Below are 21,973 nucleotides of genomic sequence, written 5' to 3' on the forward strand. Positions count from 1 at the left end.
TACCTTCACAAGTGCAGGCGCGAAGATTTTAATGGCATGATTTTTGAGAGTACCAGTTAATTTTCGAATCAAATATATATTTATAAAGAAATGAACGAAGTCATACTTTAAAAATCAGACCAAAAAGATCTGCGTAAGTGGCTTCGCTAGCAGTGTCATAGTAACATATCTTAATAATTATACTATTTTTGTGAACGGCTCTAATCTGTTGCTGCCTGCAATCAATCTATGGTAGCACGCATTATGTATTTATTAAAAGCTGATATAATCGGCTATTATCTTCCGAAATTGGTTGTCAAAAACTATTTTTCAAGATTAGTATGTAACTTTAGCTTACAAAATATTAATCTTTGATAATGACATGCTTAATAACCTGAAAGCAAGAGTAGTGGAATATATATCTTTAACAAAAGATATTGTGAGTCGTATTAGCATAGGAAAGTTAAATAAAGAGTTACTTGATATGTGGTATACGTATGCTGATAAATTAAAAAATTTAGCAGAGACGAATTTTAAGCTAGGAGTATATCACTTTGAGCGAGGATATTTAAATGATGCGATATTTAGATTTAAACTTTTGAAAATATTTTGTGATAAATATCCTGCGTCTAATTATTATCTTGCAAGATGCTATATAGAAAAATTCAAATATGAAAGAGCGGCTATTTTTTTATCGCATTATTTTGCATCCGGTGATTCTGCATTTGCTAGTGAAAGTAAATATTGCAAAAAACTCATATCAAATGAACTTGGATCGATCGTAAGCTTGCCAGGTAGTATAGTTGCACATAATTTAGACAAGCTAGCATATAATTATATAGAAAATAGTAAAGTTTCACCTGTTGATTGCTCCTTGAGTGAATTTGAAATTCTTGAGAATATAGTAAAGGTATCAGAGAAACCATTTGGTAACAATATATTGCATATAGGTTCAAAATTGGGAAGAGTTGGCAGACTTTGTCGCAGTGAAAGAATCGCAGATGTGATAAATGGCATTGAAGTCTCTAAAGCTATGTGTAAGATTGCAGCCACAATGATGCATGAAAACGTTAGAATATATACGCATATAGGCCTTTCTAGGAGTTTTGAAGATTATTTTAAGAGCCTCGCATTATACTCTGGCGTTCAATATGATATAGTTATTTTATCTGATATTCTTTCTTACTTACTTGATGTTGAATCTGTACTTTCATCTTTAAATCCTTTGCTACATAGCAAAAGTCTTGTATTGATAAGCTTCGAAAAATCTAGTGGCAAAACTCCAGTTTTTATCAGACAAACTGAAAGATTTACACATAATGCTCAAAGCATTAAAAGCATTGCGGAAGGAAATGGTCTTACATTATTGGATGAAAGTGAAAACAAAGTATCTGGAAGTCAAAAAATTGGTATCATGGTGTTTTCAAAAGCTTGATCGAGTTTGGTGATAAGGTGTAAAGAAGATTGAAAAGCGGATGAATTTTAAAGAGTCGCCTGTGTCATAACTCTAAGGAGTCTTTCCGTTAAAAATTGATTTGCTACGCGCTACGCAAATAAATTTTTGCGGAAAATTAAATGTACAAAATTTAGCCTCGAGCACTGACTTGCGCTAATTTTTATACATATAATTTGTCCTATACTTGAAATACTACTTTAGGCACCACCAACAAAATCAATAAGGTTTTTGGCAATTTTACCACTTTGTCTGCTGGATTTTCAGTGTGCCATAGTTGCTTGCAGGCTAAGATAAACCATTCACTCCTTAGAGTTATGATAGACAGACTAGAGAGACTCTGTATAAACTGCAATCGCATAGCGTTTTTTTCCTGCGAGAAGCACTATCTTCCCATTAAGAAAATCAACTATACTAACTTGCTGACTTGGATCTTGTATTACTTTATTATTATACTTTGCGCCGCCACCTATAATAAGTTTCTTTGCTGCACTATTAGATTCTGCAAGTCCAGTCATGACAAAAAGCTGAAGAAACTTTATTCCAGATTCTATATCTTGTTTTGAGATATTAATCTTTGGAAGATCATCGATTGATAGCTCAGAACTACGCTCAAAAGCTTTGCTTGCAGTATTAAAGGCCTTTTCTGATGCTTCTTCTCCATGACAAAGCTTTGTTGCTTCATTTGCAAGGATAATTTTTGCATCATTAATTTCTGCGCCTTTGAGCTTTGATAACCTCTCGATCTCTTGTTCGTCTAATTCTGTAAAAAGCCTTAAAAATCTTATAACATCAGTGTCTTCGGTATTGCGCCAGAATTGCCAATAATCATATGGAGACTTCATGCTAGAGTTCAGCCAAACTGCACCGCTTGCGCTTTTCCCCATTTTAGCGCCTGATGCCATTGTAATTAAAGGACAAGTAAGACCAAATAGTTCCTTATCTATTACCTTGTGCGCAAGCCAGACGCCATTTACTATATTTCCCCATTGGTCTGAACCACCTACTTGTAACCTACAGCCAAATCTTTTATATAGCTCTAAAAAATCATATGCTTGCAAAAGCATATAGTTAAATTCTAAAAAGCTGAGGCTTTGTTCTGCATCTAAGCGTGATTTAACGCTTTCAAAGGTAAGCATTTTATTTACTGAAAAATGCCTACCATAATCACGTAGAAATTCTAAATATTTAATCTCACAAAGCCAATCATTGTTGTCTACAAAATGAGCTTTATCAAAGTTTATGAAGCGCTCAAATACAGTGGAAATTGATTCTTTATTTTCCTGAATAGTCTCATATGAGAGCATAGTCCTTGCATCACTTTTACCAGATGGATCCCCTATCATGGTTGTTGCGCCTCCAACTAGCACTATTGGAGTATGCCCTAGTTTTTGAAACCATCTGAGAATCATAATGTTCACAAGATTTCCAACGTGCAAGGATTTTGCTGTACAATCGAATCCGCAATAAAGCACAACTTCTGAGTTATGTGTCAAATTGTCTAGATCTTGTATATTTGTATTTTGGTACAAGAAACCGCGAGTTTGCAAAATTCTTAGTATTTCAGATTTCATTTCATACTCTCTTTGAAAGCGATATAGCAATTTTAGTAGCAGTTTTTACGCCAAACATAAAAATATTCACTCCAACAGAATTGGATTGTGCAGTCGAATGAACATATTCAAGCCCTCTGCTCTTATGTTCTATTTCTTCATTACGAAATTGTGTTATTTTCTGCAACAATTTCTCTTCACCAGGAACTTTGGATAGTAACTTCTGCTGTTTATAGTAGTGATCATCTATAACTTCTTCGACAGCTGCAGTACATGCCATCGCATATTTATCTCCTAGAAGTCCAGAGATTTTTCCAAGTGCAAAACCTAAAAAATGCCAAGCTGGAGAAAGAAAAGTTGGCCTTACTCGTTTTTGTTTTGCAAGATTCTCAAAATAAGCCAGGTGTATAAGTTCTTGTTCATACATATGACGTATTTCATCATAACATTTAGAGTGTTTTAATGCATGCATTTGTCCTTCGTATATACGTTTTGCGCCATATTCTCCAGCATGATTTACTCTTACCATACTATCATACTCTGCTTTTGAGATATGGACTTGCCTCTTCTTTGCTGCATTTTGCATAGAGTTTTGCATTTTAAAGACCAAAATTAATCATTCAATTACTTATTATATGTGAGTTACAAATTATTTTATCAATTGGCAACTTTTCTAAATGTTTCAAAAATTGAGTCAGGAATGAACTTCTTAAAGTTTTTAAAATATAAAATTCAACTATTTTTGCATGGTAGAAGTGCCAAAATGTCATATATCTCTGGTAAATGAAGCGTTGTTATTTACATACGAAGTTAGACTTCAAAAAAAAGCTAAGTAGAATGGGTGCGCATGTATATAAAATCAATACATAAAAAGCATTCTGCACAACACTCAATTTTGAAAAGTGTGGCGAGTATATGATGCACCTCTTTGTATAACACTGCCGGCAGTAATACTTACAGAAAATCTACCATATACTAAAGTTATTAATCAGCAACTAAAGGTTATTATATACCTGCCACCTGGAAAAGTCGCCAATAACTAATAGACTTCTTCTTCAAACTTGTTCCAGTTTAGGCAAGTGCAAGTAGTATACGAAAGCGCGAGGAAGCCTAAGTGTCCAAGAATTACATGCACTTCCCTGAATGCTGAGGATGCAACACGAGCAATTGGCCGCTAGAACAAGTTTGAGAAGAAGTCTAATGCATCATAATAAGATTTTAACACGTAGCATTATCAAGAAGTCGATTTTCTATGGCAAGTGCAGCTACAAACTCCCTTAGCTCCTGCCTTGCAGCTATAACTGAATGCGTAAGCTTTATTTTATCTGTAATACCTATATCATGTAAAGTAAGCCCACTTAGGAAAAGTTCTTTAAAGATTACTCTATCTCCAAAACCTCGCACTACTCTAAAACCAAACTTCTTTGATAACTTTCCGATAGCAACTTCTATATTTTTTTTGTTATTTGTATCAAGTGACGAAATTCTATTTCTCACTACAACCCAGTCTACTTCTTTTTTATCCCTAGCTGCACGCTTTATTTTTTGCTCCCATACCATAGCACTATATACTCCAGGCTTTACTACATTTAGTGCACTTGGCTCACATCTTCCAAGTAAATCAATATCTACAAAACTATCATTGATAGGAGTCACTATAATATCAGCGTAAGAGTGTGCAGCTCTGCTTAGTTCTGTATCACTTCCTGGAGTATCTATGATGATAAAGTCGCAAGCTGTGTCATATATTGATATCATACCAGAGATAATTTCATCATATGTCAAATCTGATATCTCAAGCTTTATACATATAGGCATTGCAAGTGTAAGATTATTGCTTTTTACCGTAGTTGCTCTATTTTCTATGTATGTAGATAGAGATTTTTGTCTGATATCTAAATCAAGCGCAGCTACATTATATCCCATCTTAAGCAACGTCACTGCTGTATGCATAGCTGACGTAGTCTTGCCTGATCCACCCTTTTCATTCCCAAACACAATGACTTTAGCCATTTATACCTTTAATCCCTCCAAATAACTTGGCAAATTTTCAAATTTCACTATCTGCTCAATACCAGTTGTCATATTCTTTACTATGCAGTTTTTTTCTATAAGTTCACTATCGCCAAAAATAATAACAAAATCTGCTCCTCTCTTATTCGCTTTTTGCATGCGTTTCTTGAGGCTGAGTCCATAATCTATATAAACTGGTAGCTCAAATGATCTCAGTGAGTGGATAAGCTTGATTGAATATTCTTCAGCATCTTCTCCAATAGGAATGATTGGGATTCCCAATTTCTTATTTGCTATAACCACTCTTGTTTCCAGAAGCGCAGCAAGTCTCTCAACTCCAAGAGCAAAACCAATTGCAGGAACACAAGAGCCGCCCATGGCACTGACTAATTCATCATATCTGCCGCCGGCAATGACAGTTCCCTGACTACCTAATTTATCTGTTATGATCTCAAAAACTACTCCAGTGTAGTAATCTAATCCCCTAACAAGCTTGTGGTTTTGCTTATATTTTATTCCGATATCATTTAGATATGATAGCAAACGCTCGTATTTACTTCTAACCTCTTTTGATAAAAAATCAATTATTTTTGGCACTCCATTTAATATCTCCTGATCAGTCTTATCTTTGCTATCCAAAATTCTTAGCGGATTTCGCTCAAGACGTATTTTACTTTCATGTGATAGGCTGGTTTTATAACATCCCAAATAATCCTTGATAGCAAGTTCATACTTTTTTCTGGATTCTATATCTCCCATAGAATTGATGTTTAGCTCTGTTGTGTCGCAAATTCCAAGTGCTTCGATTATAGAATCGGCCATAGCTATTGTCTCAACGTCTGAAGCTATGGAATCTGAGCCAAAAAATTCGTAACTGACTTGATTAAATTGCCTATATCTTGCTTTTTGAGGTCTTTCATGTCTGAAGAGTGGACCTGCCGAAAATAATTTAAGTGGCAAATCTTGCAATAAGTGATTCGATATTGCAGCTCTCACTATTGGAGCTGTTAATTCTGGCCTTAGCGTTATACTTGTTTTATCTCTGTCAAGAAAAGTGTAGGTTTCTTTTGATACTATATCAGATGTATCTCCGAGCGTTCTGAAAAACACGTTTGAATTTTCGAAGATGGGCGTAATAATCTCTTGATATCCAAAAATGCGGGCTTTGCATCGTGCAACGTCGATAACCTGGTTCATTATCTCAAGATTTTTCCCAAATATATCTTGCGTTCCTCTAATAGATTGCAAATTTTTTTCGCTCATTTTGCTACTTTATTGTATTATTTTTAATAAGCTTGTATCATCTAATCGTTAGAATAGCGATTCCTAATATACTAATTCTGCAATATATTTATTGTGGTTTTTAGAATTTACAAGTATTCTATTGACCACATAAATCAATTTGATGTATTAGGAACGTTAGCGATTTTTATTTAAAATGGAGAAATTATCATTATGTTAGCGACATTTTTGCAATACCTTCATGCAGCGCCTATAGCGCTTATAGTGTTCATAGTGACTGCTGCTGTTACACATAGTAAAGTTGTTGAGAGAGTAGGCTCAGAAGTAATTATGGCTCTCTTACTTGTTCTTGCATCGCTTGGACTTGGTGCTGGGCATTTCATACATGAAAATGGCTTTGCGCACATTGAGTTATTTGATCCTTGTTACGGCTATGTTGTTACCTTAGTTGGTGTGGCTTTTAAACTAGTTAGAAGTAAGCTTGTTACTAAAGCTCTCTAATTATGTATTGGATCTTTTGTAGCAGTATGTAGTAGTGCATGCTGCTTGCTCTTTTGTTTCGGCCATTTCATAGTCGCCTATGTCATAACTCTAAGAAGTGTGGTATGTGTTTTTGGCTGAAAGCAATTATGATTCACCGAAAGTCCAACAGGAAAAGATGGCAAAATCTCCAAAAACCTTATGGATTTTTTCTAAACACTGACAGCAGTGCTTAAAGTAATAATTTGCAAGTATCGAACAAATCATACCAATTCCCACAAATAACAGCATATATTTGCTGCGTATCTTTTAAAGAAAAGACGAAGCTAAAGTATTCTTTTATTTTAGGGAGTTGATATTGATATCCGAAAATTAGCGCGGGGCCGCATCTTTAAGCTAATTTTTGTACATTGCACTTTCCGCGAAAATTTATTTGCATAGCAAATAAATTTTTGACGCACAGACTTCATAGAATTTGTATGCTTTTTTATTTTTTTGGTGTCGTATGTCTAGTTATGTTCAGATCTTTCGCGAAGCCGTTGAAAAAGTAAAAGTGGAGGATAGGTATAGAGTTTTCTTTGAGCTTGAGCATATATGTGGAGCATTCCCTGTTGTATATAGTCCGAAACTCCAAAGGAATGTGACTGTTTGGTGTAGTAACGATTATCTTGGTATGAGCAAACATCCAGTTGTGGTGGAAGCTATGGTTGATGCTGCTAAATCAGCAGGAGCAGGAGCGGGTGGGACACGAAATATTTCCGGTACGCATAGTTATATAGTGGAGCTTGAAGAGGAGATTGCTTCCCTTCATAGAAAGGAAGCTGCACTTGTATTTACATCTGGATATATAGCAAATCAATCTACTCTTTCTGTGCTTGCAAAGATAATGCCAGATTGTGTGATTTTTTCAGATAGTGACAATCACGCTTCTATCATACATGGTATAAAGGAAAGTAGGCTCCAAAAACATGTCTTTAAACACAATGACACAGGTGATCTTGAAAGACTCCTTGCACTTTACCCGAAAGAAAGACATAAAATAATAGTTTTTGAATCAGTATACTCTATGAGTGGTACTGTTTCTCCGCTATCTACCATATGTGATCTTGCAGAAAAATATAATGCTATGACTTATATAGATGAGGTGCATTCTGTAGGTCTTTACGGTGAGCAGGGCGCTGGCTTTTGTGCTGAACTCGGTCTTGCAGATAGGGTAGATATAATACAAGGAACTTTAGCTAAAGCGTTTGGTGTCATCGGAGGATATATATCAGGAAAATTTGATATGATCGATGCTATTAGGAGTTATGCGCCTGGTTTTATATTTACCACTACTCTTCCGCCTTCAGTTGCCGCAGCTGCTCTTGCAAGTATAAGGTATTTAAGAAGAGAGGAACATGAACGCAACGAACATAAAAGCACTATTAGGAGTGTGAAAGAAGCTCTTAATTCTTATGGCATTCCTTGTATTCTAAATGATAGGCATATTATTCCTGTTATAGTTGGAAATCCTGCAGCAGCGAAGTCTATCTCTATAGATCTTTTTGATGACTATGGGATATATGTTCAGCATATCAATTTTCCAACAGTTCCACGTGGCACTGAGCGTCTCAGAATTACTCCATCACAACTGCACAATGAAAATATGATAGGTGCATTAGGAGAGAAGCTGAATAAAGTACTTCGCAAACATAATATCATTTAGTCCTTGATAGAGAGATGATAAATAAAAAATAGATATTATGTCACTCTATCGACTGATTAATAACACGAGTGTATGGCAGATTTTTTGCCAATACAAAGTCGTCTTCGTCATAACTCTCGATGGGATGTATTATCTCAGCTGCAAGTAATTATGATTCACCGAAAGTCTAACAGGAAAAGTGGCAAAATTGCCAAAAACCTTATGGATTTTGTTAGGTATTGCGGGCAAAGTGATTGTACAAGAATTGTAATGGCATGATTTTTTATAGTACCAGTTAATATCTGCGCCTAATACTTTTACATGTTTGTAAAGAAATTAACGAAGTAATAATGGAAAATTAGGATAAAAAACTTTATATAATGACGTGGTTAACAGTGCCGTAATAAAATATATAATGAGCATTTTAAAAACGCAAATTCTGAAAAGTATGACGAGTATTATATTCGTGTTATGCATAACTCGTTTTACGTAGTGTTTATGCTAAAAAGTGCCAATATAGATTTTATGTGTTAATTTTTATCTCACATATTCTAAAGTGCAGAAATGAGTTTAAAAATGCAGTATGTATTTAAAATGGCTAATGACTTTATAATGTTAATAACATCTACTATTTGAGGTTTACGGCATTGTAGTACATGTTTTATACACTGGCAAAATGTATTTGCTGCAAGCTACACTCTCTAATATATATCGACACACCCTAGTTTTTTGGTATATTAAAGCTAGTTTAAAAGATTGACTTACATCTCTTTATATCATTACCTGTTTTATGTTTGATTAAGAGTTTTAAGTGGTTCTTATTCTATTTTTAGTATGTTTAATTCTAAATCTTGCCTAATATAGCAGATCTGATCCTGCATACTTGCTAAAATCAAATTAATATAATTCTATTCCTTTATTTAAAAATGACACATAAGTTTGAATCTAATGCAAATGGCTTAAGAGTGTTGACTGATCACATGACTGGTATTGAAACTGTATCAATCAGTGTATTGATCAAAACTGGAAGTCGACATGAAGAAAAAAAGTATAACGGTATCTCACATTTCCTGGAGCATATGGCGTTTAAAGGTACTAATACTAGAACGGCACGTCAGATTGCAGAAGAGTTTGATATGATAGGCGGTAAGTTCAATGCCTATACTAGCCGCGAAAAAACAGTATATCATGCTAAGGTACTCAAAGAAGACTGGCAGAAAGCTTTAGACATAATTGCAGATATAATACAAAACTCTACGTTTGATCAAAAAGAGTTAGATAGCGAGCGAAATGTAATATTACAAGAAATAGCTCAGACTAATGACGCTCCTGATGATATAATCTTTGATTATTTTCAAGAAGTTGCATTTCCAAAGCAGCCTATTGGTAGATCAATTTTGGGAAAAGAAAGTTTTATAAAAAGTGTCACAAGAGATGACTTTTTCAGATATGTTGGTGAAAGATATGGATATAGGAATACCATAATATCAGCTGCTGGAAGTTTAGATCATGATAAATTTACTGAACATGCATTTAGCAAATTTAATAATCTTTCAACACAATCAATTGATGTATATGAACCTGCTTTCTATGTAGGTGGTGATAAAAGAGTAAAACGTGATCTTGAACAAGTACACTTAGTTATAGGTTTTCCTGGTCTCTCTTATGTGCATCCTAATTATTATGATATACAAGTGCTTTCCATGGTAGTTGGAGGAGGTATGTCTTCAAGGTTATTCCAAGAGATAAGGGAAAAAAGAGGACTTGCGTATCACATATCAGCGTTTAACTCAAGTTATTCTGATTGCGGTATTTTTGGTGTTTATTCTGCGACTAGTGAGGATAAGGTAAATGAGCTGCTTGATGCAACTGCTAGTGAGTTACATGATATGGTGACTAGCATATCAGAAGATGAGGTACAGAGAGCGAAAGCTCAGCTGAAAGCAAGCGTTCTGATGGCTCAAGAAAGTTCTATGGCTCGTGCAGAAAAAATGGCGAGCAACTATGCTGTATTTGGTCGTTTTGTGCCGATTTATGAAATTATCTCAAAAATTGATGCTGTTAGCACAGAGTCATTGCGTAGTGTTATGAATAAGATTCTTATACAAGATAGAAAACTCACTTTTTCTAGTATAGGCAATATTGATAAAGTATGTGCGAGAGAAGAAGTGGCTACTATGTTTGGCTTTCAAGCTTAACTAGTCTTGCCATCATAACTCATGGGAATTTAAGTTTTGCTTATAAGTTTTCAGGTCATATATTCAATATGTTGATTAGTGTTTAAACATAGTATTGTCATTCAATAAATGTTCCGATGACTTTATCATACATTTCAGCAGATTTTGAATAACCTAGTGTTTTACGATTCAACCTTTTTGGTCTATTTCGTAGTGTTAGATTCTCTCTTTCAATACGCTGAGTGTATATTTTGCCAACAATGTGTTTTTCATGTGTGGCAGAGAAATGACAGGAGATTTAGGCGCAAGAAGGAACGGAGTGTATTTGATATACATTAGGATCCGAGCCGCGAAATCAACGCACCAGTTCTCACAAGGGAAGTAGAGTTTCGAAAGAGGTCGATTATAAGCACCGAATTTGTCTGTAGACCAGAATACAACCTTAAAGTTTTCCATTCTTTTAAGTACAATATTTAGAGTTTCTGTAGTTCTCTCACCGAAAGCATGAGATATGATACGCTTAAGTCTCGGTTCCCAGGCATACCCACAGCCATCGCTGTAGCTTCTTACCTCTTATCTCTTACAAATGCACACATTTCATCAACCTCACAAATAAGGAAAACCTTTAGCTTGTTTAGTTGTAGTGTTGTTACACAGCGTGGCATTGTTGCACTTCGTTTTAGAATGCAAGGCGTACAAGAAAGATAAATTGGCGGGTCTTTCTCATTGATTGTGTAAATTTTTTAGAGCCATTAAAATCTCCCATCAAATTTGATTATAAAATGAGCCATAGCTTCATTCCAGTTAGAGATAGGCATGGTCCATTTTTTGGTAATATAATCAATCGTTAGGTATAAAACCTTGAATACCGAATCATCATTTGGGAAAACACGCTTATTTCTTGTAACTTTTCTCAACTGACTATTCAGCGATTCTATAGCATTTGTAGTGTAAATTATCTTACGGATACTCTCTGGATATTGCAGAAATATTACAAGATTCTCCCAATTATTATACCAGGATTTTGCTATATGTGGATATCGTTTACTCCATTTCTTATCAAAAGATTCTAGGGCAAGATGCGCTTCATCTTCAGTAGCAGAGCTATAAATAAGCTTTAAATCTGATGCCAATAATTTTCTGTCTTTATATGATACATACTTCAGGCTATTTCTAATTTGATGTACTATACAAAGCTGATGCTCAGTTTTGGGATAACTTGCGCATATAGCTTCAGACATACCAGTCAGGTTATCACTACAGGCAATTAATATATCTTTTAATCCTCGATTCTTCAATTCAGTAAAATTACTAAGCCAGAATTTAGATCCTTCATTCTCACTTATCCATAATCCTAAAATATCTTTCCGGCCCTGTAAATCTATACCCAGCGCAACATATACTGATTTATTAATTATCTGTTTATCTTGCCTTACCTTAACTATTAAACAATCAAAATATACTATAGGATATAATGGTTCAAGAGGTCTACTCTGCCAAATTCTAACCTCATCAATTACATCATCTGTAACCCTACTAATTAAACTCTCACTAACTTCTGCTCCATATAATTCTTGTAATTGGATCTTGATATCAGACAAACTCATCCCCTTGGCATACAGAGATATTATCTTTTGATCTAAACCATCTATTCTTGTTTGATTCTTGGAGACAATTACAGGTGCAAATTTACCTTCTCTATCTCGCGGAATATTTAACTCGATACTGCCATTCTCAGTAATCAAATTCTTATTATAATGACCATTCCTGCAATTCTCAGTTTCAGACCTATCATATTTGTTATAACCTAAGTGTTCAGACATTTCTGCCTGCAAGGCTCTCTCCAAAATACTCTTCGTTAATTCCTTAATCAATCCATCCTGCTTCAGTACTGTCTTTAAATCCGCTCCTCCTTCTATCAGTAAATCTATCGCTTCATTTATTTTCTTATTCTTTTCTGTCTTCATTCTAATTACCTATATTCTTTATTAATTCCAAATATAGGCTCTACTATAATTTACACAATCTTTGATAAAGACTCTCTCTGCCTGCAAGGCTCTCTCCAAAATACTCTTCGTTAATTCCTTAATCAATCCATCCTGCTTCAGTACTGTCTTTAAATCCGCTCCTCCTTCTATCAGTAAGTCTATCGCTTCATTTATTTTCTTATTCTTTTCTGTCTTCATTCTAATTACCTATATTCTTTATTAATTCCAAATATAGGCTCTACTATAATTTACACAATCTTTGATAAAGACTCAAATTGGCAAGTATGTGTCTTTTAACTGATCGCTGTATGCTTTCGCTAATGGCTTAGTTTGCCAAATTTAATATCATGCCGTCATATGCAGGTTCTACATTTTTTGGCAATAAAGATGCAAGTTCATTGTACTCAACTTCATGTCCCATGTGAGTTATTATAGCATGTCTTGGCTGCACTCTATCAATCCAGCGCAGAGCTTTCTCAACATTGCAGTGAGTGGGCGACTTACAATACCTTATGCAGCCTATTATCCAAGTGTGAACTCCCTCAATAGATGAGAAAGCATCGTCACTAAGTTCGTTTACGTCTGTAGAATACATAAAATTCCCTATTCTAAAGCCATGTGAGACAGATTCGCCGTGAGTTTGCAAAATTGGAGTAACACTTACTCCTGCTGCTGAGAATGATTCATGATTGAATATATTAATAGACATTTTCTTATTGTAAAATCGAGTAACATGTTCAAATAAGTAACGAAATTTCAATTTTAAAGTGTGAGCGACTAATTCGGTTGCAAAAACTGGTATAGTCTCATCATCATTGACCATAGTTTTGATATCATCCGCTCCTCCTATGTGATCCGCATGGTCGTGAGTGTATAGTACTGCATCTGGTTTAGGTATGCCATACCTTAATGCTTGTTGTCGAAAATCTGGGGATGTATCTATGATAATAATCTTTCCATTAACATTTAGAAGAATTGAAGAACGAAGTCTTTTATTTTTCTCATCAGCAGAACTGCATACTGAACAATTGCAGGAAACCTGAGGTACACCAGTAGAAGAACCACATCCTAACACAGTTACTTGTAACATATCGATATTAATATTTGAAATTAAGTTGCTATAAGCAAGATTTGAATCTAGGAGCTTCAGTTTCTTATGTGGCAGTCACTTATTTCGACTACTCTCATATTATCAGAGGTATATGGCGCTGCCAGCAAAGTCATTGTACAGGACTTTTTTCCTAATTTTCCATATTGTTTCGTTAATTTTTTGTAAATATGTAAAGAGTATTAGGAGTAGAAATTAACTTGCACTCTAAAAAGCTATGACATCAAAACCTTAGCACAAAGCATTTTTCTAGCAGTATCATACTAAACAGCAAAGATTTTTAAAATGTCTAGACTCTATTCTTTGGAGAATAATCGTAAAGAGTTATACTTTTTAAGCGCGAAGCAGCTCATTTATTCCTACCTTGCTCCTTGTTACAGCATCAACTGATTTAACTATAACGGCGCACATAGTAGCAGAATCTGGCGCTATACCAGACACAACTACTGATCCACGTGGGATTACACCGTAAAAAATTTCTTTTGTTTCTCTGTTATATATTTTTGTTGAAGAAGTTATAGAGACGCCGGAGCCAACTACCGCATCTTGTTCAACTAAAACACCTTCTGCAATAATGCTGCCTGTGCCTATGAAAACATTATCTTCTATTATTACAGGTCTTGTATTTAAAGGTTCAAGCACGCCACCCAGAACTACACTAGATGAGATATGGCAGCTACTTCCGACATGCACGCAGCTTCCAACTGTCGCAAAACTATCTATCATTGTGCTGCTACCAATCCTAGCTCCTATATTAATAAAAGACGGCATGAGCACTGTATTCTGTTCTATGTATGCACCATATCTGACAATTGAACCTGGTACAGCTCTGATGCCAGAAGAAATAAATGCGTTTGAGCCCCAGTTTTGAAATTTTAGTGGTATCTTATCAAATGCACTGCTAAATAAGCTTTGCTGCATCAACTCATTCTCTCGTATTAAAAAAAATAGCAGTATAGCTTTCTTGAGCCACTGATTTATCTCCCAAACTCCATTTATTAGTTCGCAAACTTTTAGAGAGCCAGAATCAAGTCCTGATATTGCCTCTTCTATCGCAATCACAGACTCTTGCATTTGTGATGCAGCAGCTTTAAGTAATTTTCTATCATCCCAAGCTTTTTCTATTTTTAACTGCATTGCAGTATTATTTTCAATCATTAAACAGTATGTGAATATTAAATTATATGCAAAAGGTCTTTCAATATGAGAAAAACCACTTCTATAAAAATTAATGCAACAATTGTTAGTTCCACCCTTGTTGAGTGTATATGATGTAGTTTAGTGGATAATATCTCATAAAGCTCATGTATTATATCAAGGCGTGTATTCAAGATTTCTATGCGTTGCTTAATGTCAAGAAAATCCATAGACATGATGTAGTACGGCTCATATTTTGGTCTTCGCCAGAAGAAATCTGGAGTATCAAGTATGTCGCTATTTAGATTAATAAAGTTACGCTCGACAAAGAGTATGCCTATTTTTCTGGCAAGCTCTCTTCGCGATAGAGATATTTTTCCAGTTCTTACTAATTCCTCAGGAATTTTATTATTTTCATGGATTGTTCTCTCAACTGAATTTTCGAAAGCACTTAGCTTCACTGATTGAGAAAAGCCATAAGAGAAGGAGAGCTTAATTTGTGCGTCTGCACTTTCCAGCATAATGGTGTCGTTTTCTTCATCAACATATGTCTCGTTCTGTGAGCCTACAACATAATAACACCTATCTGTTATATATTCTGAAAGAGGATCACGAAGAAATTGTGAAATCTTTTCAAGAAATTTCTCTTCAGCGCTTTGTTCTAGACCCCACAATATAACGCAGCCATAGCTAAAGACAAAGACATCTCCACCTTGCTTATCGCCAGCTATAAAACCGAGATGATCGAGCTCAATGTGCAGCACGTCATCTCCGTATATTTTATGAACACAGCTGATTTTTGTTAGAAACTCAGAGATTAAAGGAAGATCATATAGCCTTCCGGCGCAATACGAAGTGCACTCCATATGGGTTATTTATTATGAATACATTTTTGATAAATCTACATCAGATTTTTATAACTTGCAATATTGCATATTTTTTGCATTTAGCATACACGTAAAACATATTATGATACTTATAAATTTCTTATAATATATCTATGCATTAAATATATTATAAGATAATTTTAAAAGGAAAGGGGCTGAAGAAATGCAGTATTATGCTGAAAATGCTGAGGAATTTTTATCGCAAGTTGGGTGTTAACTCTGCTATTTAAGGCAACATGGTAGAACTAGAGTTTAATATTTTTTTAATTATTATTTTTTTCAGCTATATATAACTAAAGTATATTGATATCAAATTATATATTATCATTACCTTTACAATTTTGAAGTAGCAGGATAAACATTATACTTTGTCTCTATAGCATTTGTTGACTTATTACTACGCGCGTTATTACAGAGCTGTTACATAATTCTTCTTTAAGTGATTATATGAAATTGTTATGTTGTTTATAGCATGAAATAACAAGATAGTGCTCCTTTTGAAGCAACGAGAACAAATTTGATTATAACAACCAATTAACACTTATTACAAATATATTTACTTTAAAAGATGAATAATAAAAAAGCTGTAATTCTTGCAAGTGGAGGTGTAGATTCCTCAACGCTGTTAAAGTACGCAGAAAATCTGGGATATGAAATATATGTTTTGAGCTTTAATTATGGACAAAGGCATAATATAGAGCTAAGCTTTTTAAGTGAATTTCTAAAGACAATAAAAGTCAAAGAACATAAAACAGCAGAAATAGATTTAAGGATTTTTGGGGGCTCTGCGTTAACTGATAATATCAAAGTACCAAATTACGAAGACTTAACAGATAGTGTTCCAATTACATATGTACCAGCACGAAATACTATATTTTTATCTTATGCTTTGTCATATGCAGAAGTTGTAAGAGCACAGGATATATTTATAGGAATATATTCTGCTGGGTATGTCGATTATCCAGATTGCAAGCCAGAATTCGTGGCAAAATTTAATGACTTTACCAAAACTGCGATTAAACAAGATCTTCGTGTATCTGCAGTAGCGCCTTTTATAAATTTTACAAAAACAGAAATTGTGAAGCTTGGGTTAGATCTAGGAGTGGATTATGGAAAAACTTTAAGCTGTTATAACCCTTCCGTTGCAGGGAAAGCTTGTGGTAAGTGTTCTTCATGTTTTTTTAGATTGAAGGCTTTTGCAGAAGCTGGTGCAAAAGATCCTGCATTATATCAAAATGTTACCTAATTTGATATTGCTAAGGTGATCACTTCGTCATACTTTTCAAAATTAGCGTATTGTGAGAATGCTCTTTATATATTTCGTTAACATACTTTGCATACCATTCTTTCTAGCTCTTTTTGAAGTATACATTCGTATTAGGCACTGCCAGCAAAGCCACTTTCACAGACTCCTTTGGCATGATTTTCCATATATTTCTTTGCAAATAATAAATACATATATAATTATTTTGACTCGGAAATTCAATTTGCACTCTAAAAAATTATGCTCTTAAAATCCGCGCGTGCGCTCATAAAGGCAGTACCTAATTGAATGCCAACTTTTCATTTACCTGCAATATACATTCTTTTTCATTATCTATAAATATTTGCAAGACTAAAAGAAGAACATGAATAATATTTTTAGTAAATTGGTATTGAAATCGCATAAACAGATTATGGGAAGAAAAGATTATGCGTTATTGCATAAAGCGAATAGAGAATCAATCTGCGCAATTTTTAGTTGAGATAAATTTGCTATAAAACTTATAGTATTTAGATAATAAATGTATGGTATATTTCATATGCATATATTGCAAAACATTTGTTATTTTTACAGTAATATCTATGCATTGCAGCAAAATTGCCTAGTTTTTTTTATATGGAGTATAAGCTCGATAGATGTTGCTTAGCTTTTTCTTTGCGCCTTAATGAATAATTTTTATACAACTTTATGTTGTAATAACATCTGTACACAGCCCTTAATATATTATACGATTACTAGTATCACTGTTGAAGAATGATTAAGCAATGTGTAGGAGATTTTGTTTATGCCTGAAGTAAATGCAGATAGATTAGGATCTAATAAAGAGACAACAATGCGCAATGTGGAGGAATATGCTAAGAAGATTTTGCCACATGCATTATCTAATGAAGTAAGCAGTGATATTCAAGCAGAGTTTAATAAATTGTTTGATAGCTTATTAGAGAAAGCTGCCTCTGCGATAGATAATAAGAGATATTCAGATGCGATAGATATATTAGAAGAAGCAAAGGATGCTGCATGTGGAATTAAATGGGTTAAGCTGAAAGATTCTCAGCATCATGATGGAAGTGTTGACCTTATACGTGATGCTACAATGCAGGAACATGTATCGCAAGATGCTGCAGCACAAGAACATGTAATGAAACTTGTTCGCTGTGTTTCATTGCTTCGCAGTGCAGAAGAGGTAATGAAGACTACTGCGCGTGGCGCGCAAGCAGTGGAGAAGTCACATTTCATAGAGTCTGATATATCACATAATATTTCAAAATTATCTAGAAGCAAAAAGAGAGATAGCAGAGTTGAAGAACAAGAGGATGATTCAAAATCAGAGAGTCAAAAGGGTAAACAAGGTGTACGTGAAACTGAGATATTTAAATGTAATAAAGTTTTAGTAGAAGCAATTCAAGATAGCGTTTCCCAAAAAATAAATGGTGGATACTCTTTTGAAGAGCAAGACTACATAGCATCCTTAAGACATGCGATAAAGGTTGAAAGTGGTGTGAAAAATAAGAACTCAAAAATGGATTGGACAAGAAATAATGTATCTATCCAAGATCAGCAATACCATACTACGACTCTCACAAAGCAAAACGACAGAGATGGTATTCCAGTCATCATTTCAGAATCCAGTATAATGATGCTAGGGTTTACTAGAGCCCAAGTTGAAGCTTATAGAAAAATACACGAATCACATGGGAAAAAGATTAGTCTTAAAGATCCTAATACTGGGAATCATAAAGATGATGTGGAGTATAAGAATGCGCTTGAAATCATTAGTCATTACAATAAAATGAGTGCTAAGCAGCGTAAAATAATAAGTAACGCTGCTGCTGAGCATGTAATGAACCAAGATAGAGTAGTTCCATCTTGCAGTGATGGGATAGATTGTATAAAAAATCCAAGACTTGATGTAATAGTCGCTCACCAAGAATTTAGAGCGCCAAATAAGCCGCCTGAGGTCAAATCCTCTGAGATTGGGCATTCTTATTCTATAGATGGACTTAATGAAACATTAAAAGTTACAGCTAGTAAAGTATTTACTAAAGATACTAGAGAGAGATTTAAAAGCTTTTTTAGTGGGCAACAACCTATTAATAGCAGGATGGAACAACTAAAAGGGTTCTTTGCTGATGGACAAAAGCTTAATATCACTATACTTGGTGAGCCTAGGTTGAAGCTTGGTTTAGTGAATCTTTTTAGCAAGAATCGTCTTGTTTATAATGCAGTAAATAGTTATAGCAAAATTGATTCGAGCGTCTCTGTGGATGCTGCATCTATGAAATCTGGCGACTTTAGTGATCTAGAAAACGCGATTAAAAAAGTAGGACACTTTATAGGAAAGGATTGTATAAAGAAATCAGAAACATTAAAGAAAGAAGTTAAAAGCTTAACTAATAAGGCGCATAAAATGCCAGTGGGTTCTCCTGAACGTCTGGAAGTAGAGTCACAAATACAGCGTGTACATGAAAGAGAGAGAAATCTGCATGATATAAAAAAAATTGCAGGATGTATAGCGTCTAACACAAATGCGAATCATCTAAGAGATGCTATTGCTTTGTGTAATAATTTGACTGGTTTGGATAACGAAGTTGTTAGTAAAATAGAGCTGGCTCAGATGCTTGAAGCAATAAGACTTATAAAAAGAATGTCTTCTGGTGGCATAGATAAATCCACAAGGGCTCAGGAATTAATAGCACTGCGTCCTATGGTTATGGAGGCAGTAAATAGAGTGCACGCTAAGCTTGGCACTAAAGCAGTAGAAGCTACAAATGATGTAATTAATATCACAACTAGTGCAATGGTAGGACGCACTGCTTTGCTTTCTTTGAGGTCTGCTCAAAAATCAGTCTCTGTTGCACTTGGCTTAAGCCAAATGAATGCATCTGAAGCTGAAATGATTAAGAAAAATTGTAAATCACACTTGGCTGGTGGGCATACGAAGCATGCAGTTGCTTCTATGGGAATGAAAGGTGTGCAAGGAATAGATAAAAAGGATGTGAAAGGAATTCTTAAGAAAGCAGATCCAATTTATGCGGCTGTCGTAGATAAAGATAACACAAGCAGAACAATAAAAAATCAAAATAAAGTAATAAGAATTGGCATTAAGCTGTTTAATAAAGCAAAAAGTTTTGTAAAATGGGTTAGAGGAAGCCATTCTATCCTTGGCGTATTGCTCAAAATAGCGCTTGCCATTGTGATAATTCCAGTCAAGTTTATAATTGATACTTCTGTTGAGATATACAGCTCGATAAATGACTGGATGAAGGGTGAGCGGAGATCATATTATAAGAAAGATACTAAACATTTTGTATGTATGATTACACCTCAATCTGAGGAAGTAAAAATCGTGACGCGAGAGCGTGAGTCGCAGCAAGCAGGTCTAGAACAGGGACGCTCTGATGAAGTGAAAGCGCTAAAGCGTAGTGATTCAATGCCTAATCTACAAGGATATCCAGAAGAAAAGAATCCTTTTGCAGAGAATGTTAGCTTAAAGCGCAGCAGTTCTATGCATAACTTGCAAGATTATCCGGAAGAAAAGAATCCTTTTGTAGATGGTGCAAATCAAGAGCGTAGCAATTCTGTAAGTAGCCTCAAAACACAAGAGTATCCAGAAGAAAAAAATCCTTTTGTGGAAAGTACAAATCAAAAGCGTAATAATTCTGCTGCTAGTCTCAAAGTGCAAGGAGGTCCTGAGAAGAAGGATTCATTTGCAGATAAAAATACTGCTCAAAAACATTCTGTTTCTAGTAGTATAAATAATGAGTCGTCAAAGAAGCAAAAAAGTGCTTCATGGGAACTTAAAGTGACAAAAGTATCTTTAGGCTCAGATGTGCATAGATGATTAAGAATATTATATGGCGCTGCCCACCAAAGGTGAGCCGCAGTTGCCATATACGAAAATTAGCATAGCAGATATCGATTTTTGACGGAAAAGACGAGTAAAAAAATCTCGCGCATGCACTTAAGGCAGTGCCATATTTAATCAACTAAATATGTTGATATTTAGTTTCCATTTGATTGCTCTTCTTGCTTATACGCTCACCTTTTTTACAATATATTATATTCTATCGCTAGAATCTGCAAAAATTTTGTGGTATTTTGGCGTGGTCATGCTTTATGAGCGTATATTTTTATATGTTTGTAGCAAGCTATCATCTTTATGATTAATATAATGTTGCGTATACTCTGTATTATAAGAAAATTGCGTATATTTTGCGCTTTGATATTGCTGTATTTTCTATTTTCATCCATATCTCAAGGTAATAATTTACGTGATTTTGATCTGCTAGAGATTCTAAACAATCAGATTAGTGCAAGATATTCAATGAAGAGTTTTAGATATGGTGATGTTAAACAATTGCAGTATTCTGGTATGCAGAAAGGATTAGGGGCAAATTTAAGTATACTTGCACTTGACAATTTATACTGCTCTGGTGATTTTTCTACATATAAAACAGAAAATGAAAAGGAAGATATTAAATATCAAGGTACACTTAACAATATAGAGGTAAATTTAGGATATGCATTTGATGTTGCAGAAAGGAGTCAAGTTATTCCTTACTTCAAAGCAGCACATCGTAAATTTAGTGCAAGAGGTGTGGAAAAATCAGGAGATACTTTAAATGAAGAGGTGCGTTCAATTACTCATGCAACTTATGGAATTGGCATCATACATAACGGTTTAGTAGGTGAAGGATGGGTATTGTCACAAGAGGCATTTATAGGACGTAACACAGATTGCCGCATTATTTATCAGAGTCTAGCGCAAGAATATCTGCTCAGTCCTGGTATGTACTACGGTATAGAACTTAAAACGACAAAGTTCATAAACGAGTTTTTTAGTATAAATGCAAGCGTGGGATTTAAGGTATATAATTTTGGAGAAAGCGATAAGCATAAGACTAGAGATGGTTCTATCGAATATGAACTAAAAAGTAAGAATAGTGAATACATCTTTTCAATAGGTGCTTCTATACACTTTTAGAACATTAAATATTTCATTAGACTT

At 34.6% G+C, this 21,973-nt stretch carries 16 protein-coding genes and 2 pseudogenes; 7 read left to right on the forward strand and 11 right to left on the reverse strand.

Annotated elements, in window-relative coordinates:
* Positions 1-361 precede the first annotated feature (361 nt).
* Positions 362-1,414 carry a hypothetical protein gene (locus AACL20_RS01370; RefSeq protein ID WP_339052351.1) on the forward strand — a complete coding sequence of 351 codons (1,053 nt, stop codon included), beginning with the start codon at positions 362-364 and terminating at the stop codon, positions 1,412-1,414.
* 347 nt (positions 1,415-1,761) lie between these two features.
* On the opposite strand, the gene tyrS is transcribed toward AACL20_RS01370, so the two are convergent.
* From tyrS to hisS, 4 genes are all read right to left on the reverse strand, one after another.
* A complete protein-coding gene (tyrS, locus tag AACL20_RS01375) occupies positions 1,762-3,006 on the reverse strand; it encodes a tyrosine--tRNA ligase (protein WP_339052352.1) in 1,245 nt (414 codons plus the stop codon).
* Between the two features lies 1 nt (position 3,007).
* Complete coding sequence (locus AACL20_RS01380) at positions 3,008-3,583, reverse strand: demethoxyubiquinone hydroxylase family protein (protein ID WP_339052353.1); 576 nt, start codon at positions 3,581-3,583, stop codon at positions 3,008-3,010.
* Positions 3,584-4,203: 620 nt separating this feature from the next.
* Positions 4,204-4,998 carry a division plane positioning ATPase MipZ gene (locus AACL20_RS01385; RefSeq protein ID WP_339052354.1) on the reverse strand — a complete coding sequence of 265 codons (795 nt, stop codon included), beginning with the start codon at positions 4,996-4,998 and terminating at the stop codon, positions 4,204-4,206.
* Positions 4,999-6,261: a histidine--tRNA ligase gene (gene hisS / locus AACL20_RS01390; protein WP_339052355.1), complete on the reverse strand. Its 1,263-nt coding sequence runs from the start codon at positions 6,259-6,261 to the stop codon at positions 4,999-5,001. It abuts the gene before it with no gap.
* Between the two features lie 192 nt (positions 6,262-6,453).
* Between hisS and AACL20_RS01395 the strand changes: the two genes are divergently transcribed.
* The 3 genes from AACL20_RS01395 (at position 6,454) to AACL20_RS01405 (ending at position 10,602) form a co-directional block, all read left to right on the forward strand.
* Positions 6,454-6,741: a hypothetical protein gene (locus AACL20_RS01395; protein ID WP_339052356.1), complete on the forward strand. Its 288-nt coding sequence runs from the start codon at positions 6,454-6,456 to the stop codon at positions 6,739-6,741.
* Between the two features lie 484 nt (positions 6,742-7,225).
* Complete coding sequence (gene hemA, locus AACL20_RS01400) at positions 7,226-8,425, forward strand: 5-aminolevulinate synthase (RefSeq protein ID WP_339052357.1); 1,200 nt, start codon at positions 7,226-7,228, stop codon at positions 8,423-8,425.
* A gap of 905 nt (positions 8,426-9,330) precedes the next feature.
* Positions 9,331-10,602: a pitrilysin family protein gene (locus tag AACL20_RS01405; protein WP_339052358.1), complete on the forward strand. Its 1,272-nt coding sequence runs from the start codon at positions 9,331-9,333 to the stop codon at positions 10,600-10,602.
* A gap of 97 nt (positions 10,603-10,699) precedes the next feature.
* On the opposite strand, the pseudogene AACL20_RS01410 reads toward AACL20_RS01405, so the two are convergent.
* From AACL20_RS01410 to AACL20_RS01435, 7 genes and pseudogenes are all read right to left on the reverse strand, one after another.
* Positions 10,700-10,852, reverse strand: a pseudogene (locus AACL20_RS01410) (IS1 family transposase); the annotation flags it as partial.
* Positions 10,798-11,112, reverse strand: a pseudogene (locus AACL20_RS06870) (IS1 family transposase); the annotation flags it as partial. The pseudogenes AACL20_RS01410 and AACL20_RS06870, both read right to left, overlap by 55 nt.
* 221 nt (positions 11,113-11,333) lie before the next feature.
* Complete coding sequence (locus tag AACL20_RS01415; RefSeq protein ID WP_339051785.1) at positions 11,334-12,548, reverse strand: IS256 family transposase; 1,215 nt, start codon at positions 12,546-12,548, stop codon at positions 11,334-11,336.
* 21 nt (positions 12,549-12,569) lie between these two features.
* Positions 12,570-12,767 carry a hypothetical protein gene (locus AACL20_RS01420; RefSeq protein ID WP_339051839.1) on the reverse strand — a complete coding sequence of 66 codons (198 nt, stop codon included), beginning with the start codon at positions 12,765-12,767 and terminating at the stop codon, positions 12,570-12,572.
* A 127-nt stretch (positions 12,768-12,894) separates the two neighbouring features.
* The gene (locus AACL20_RS01425; RefSeq protein ID WP_339052359.1) at positions 12,895-13,659 is read right to left on the reverse strand and encodes an MBL fold metallo-hydrolase; all 765 of its coding nucleotides are present in this window, start codon (positions 13,657-13,659) and stop codon (positions 12,895-12,897) included.
* Between the two features lie 351 nt (positions 13,660-14,010).
* Positions 14,011-14,835, reverse strand: coding sequence for a 2,3,4,5-tetrahydropyridine-2,6-dicarboxylate N-succinyltransferase (locus AACL20_RS01430; RefSeq protein WP_339052360.1), 825 nt, complete (start codon positions 14,833-14,835; stop codon positions 14,011-14,013).
* 17 nt (positions 14,836-14,852) lie between these two features.
* The gene (locus AACL20_RS01435) at positions 14,853-15,578 is read right to left on the reverse strand and encodes an RMD1 family protein (protein WP_339052361.1); all 726 of its coding nucleotides are present in this window, start codon (positions 15,576-15,578) and stop codon (positions 14,853-14,855) included.
* Between the two features lie 691 nt (positions 15,579-16,269).
* On the opposite strand from AACL20_RS01435, the gene queC reads away from it, so the two are divergent.
* The 3 genes from queC to AACL20_RS01450 all read left to right on the forward strand — a co-directional run bounded on the left by queC (position 16,270) and on the right by AACL20_RS01450 (position 21,949).
* The gene (queC, locus tag AACL20_RS01440) at positions 16,270-16,947 is read left to right on the forward strand and encodes a 7-cyano-7-deazaguanine synthase QueC (RefSeq protein WP_339041936.1); all 678 of its coding nucleotides are present in this window, start codon (positions 16,270-16,272) and stop codon (positions 16,945-16,947) included.
* Positions 16,948-17,749: 802 nt separating this feature from the next.
* Positions 17,750-20,806, forward strand: coding sequence for a hypothetical protein (locus AACL20_RS01445; RefSeq protein ID WP_339052362.1), 3,057 nt, complete (start codon positions 17,750-17,752; stop codon positions 20,804-20,806).
* Between the two features lie 483 nt (positions 20,807-21,289).
* Entirely contained in the window at positions 21,290-21,949 is a 660-nt protein-coding gene (locus tag AACL20_RS01450; RefSeq protein ID WP_339052363.1) for a hypothetical protein, read from the forward strand.
* Positions 21,950-21,973: the final 24 nt, after the last annotated feature.

Source organism: Candidatus Lariskella endosymbiont of Epinotia ramella, from assembly GCF_964019805.1.
Taxonomy (GTDB): domain Bacteria; phylum Pseudomonadota; class Alphaproteobacteria; order Rickettsiales; family Midichloriaceae; genus Lariskella.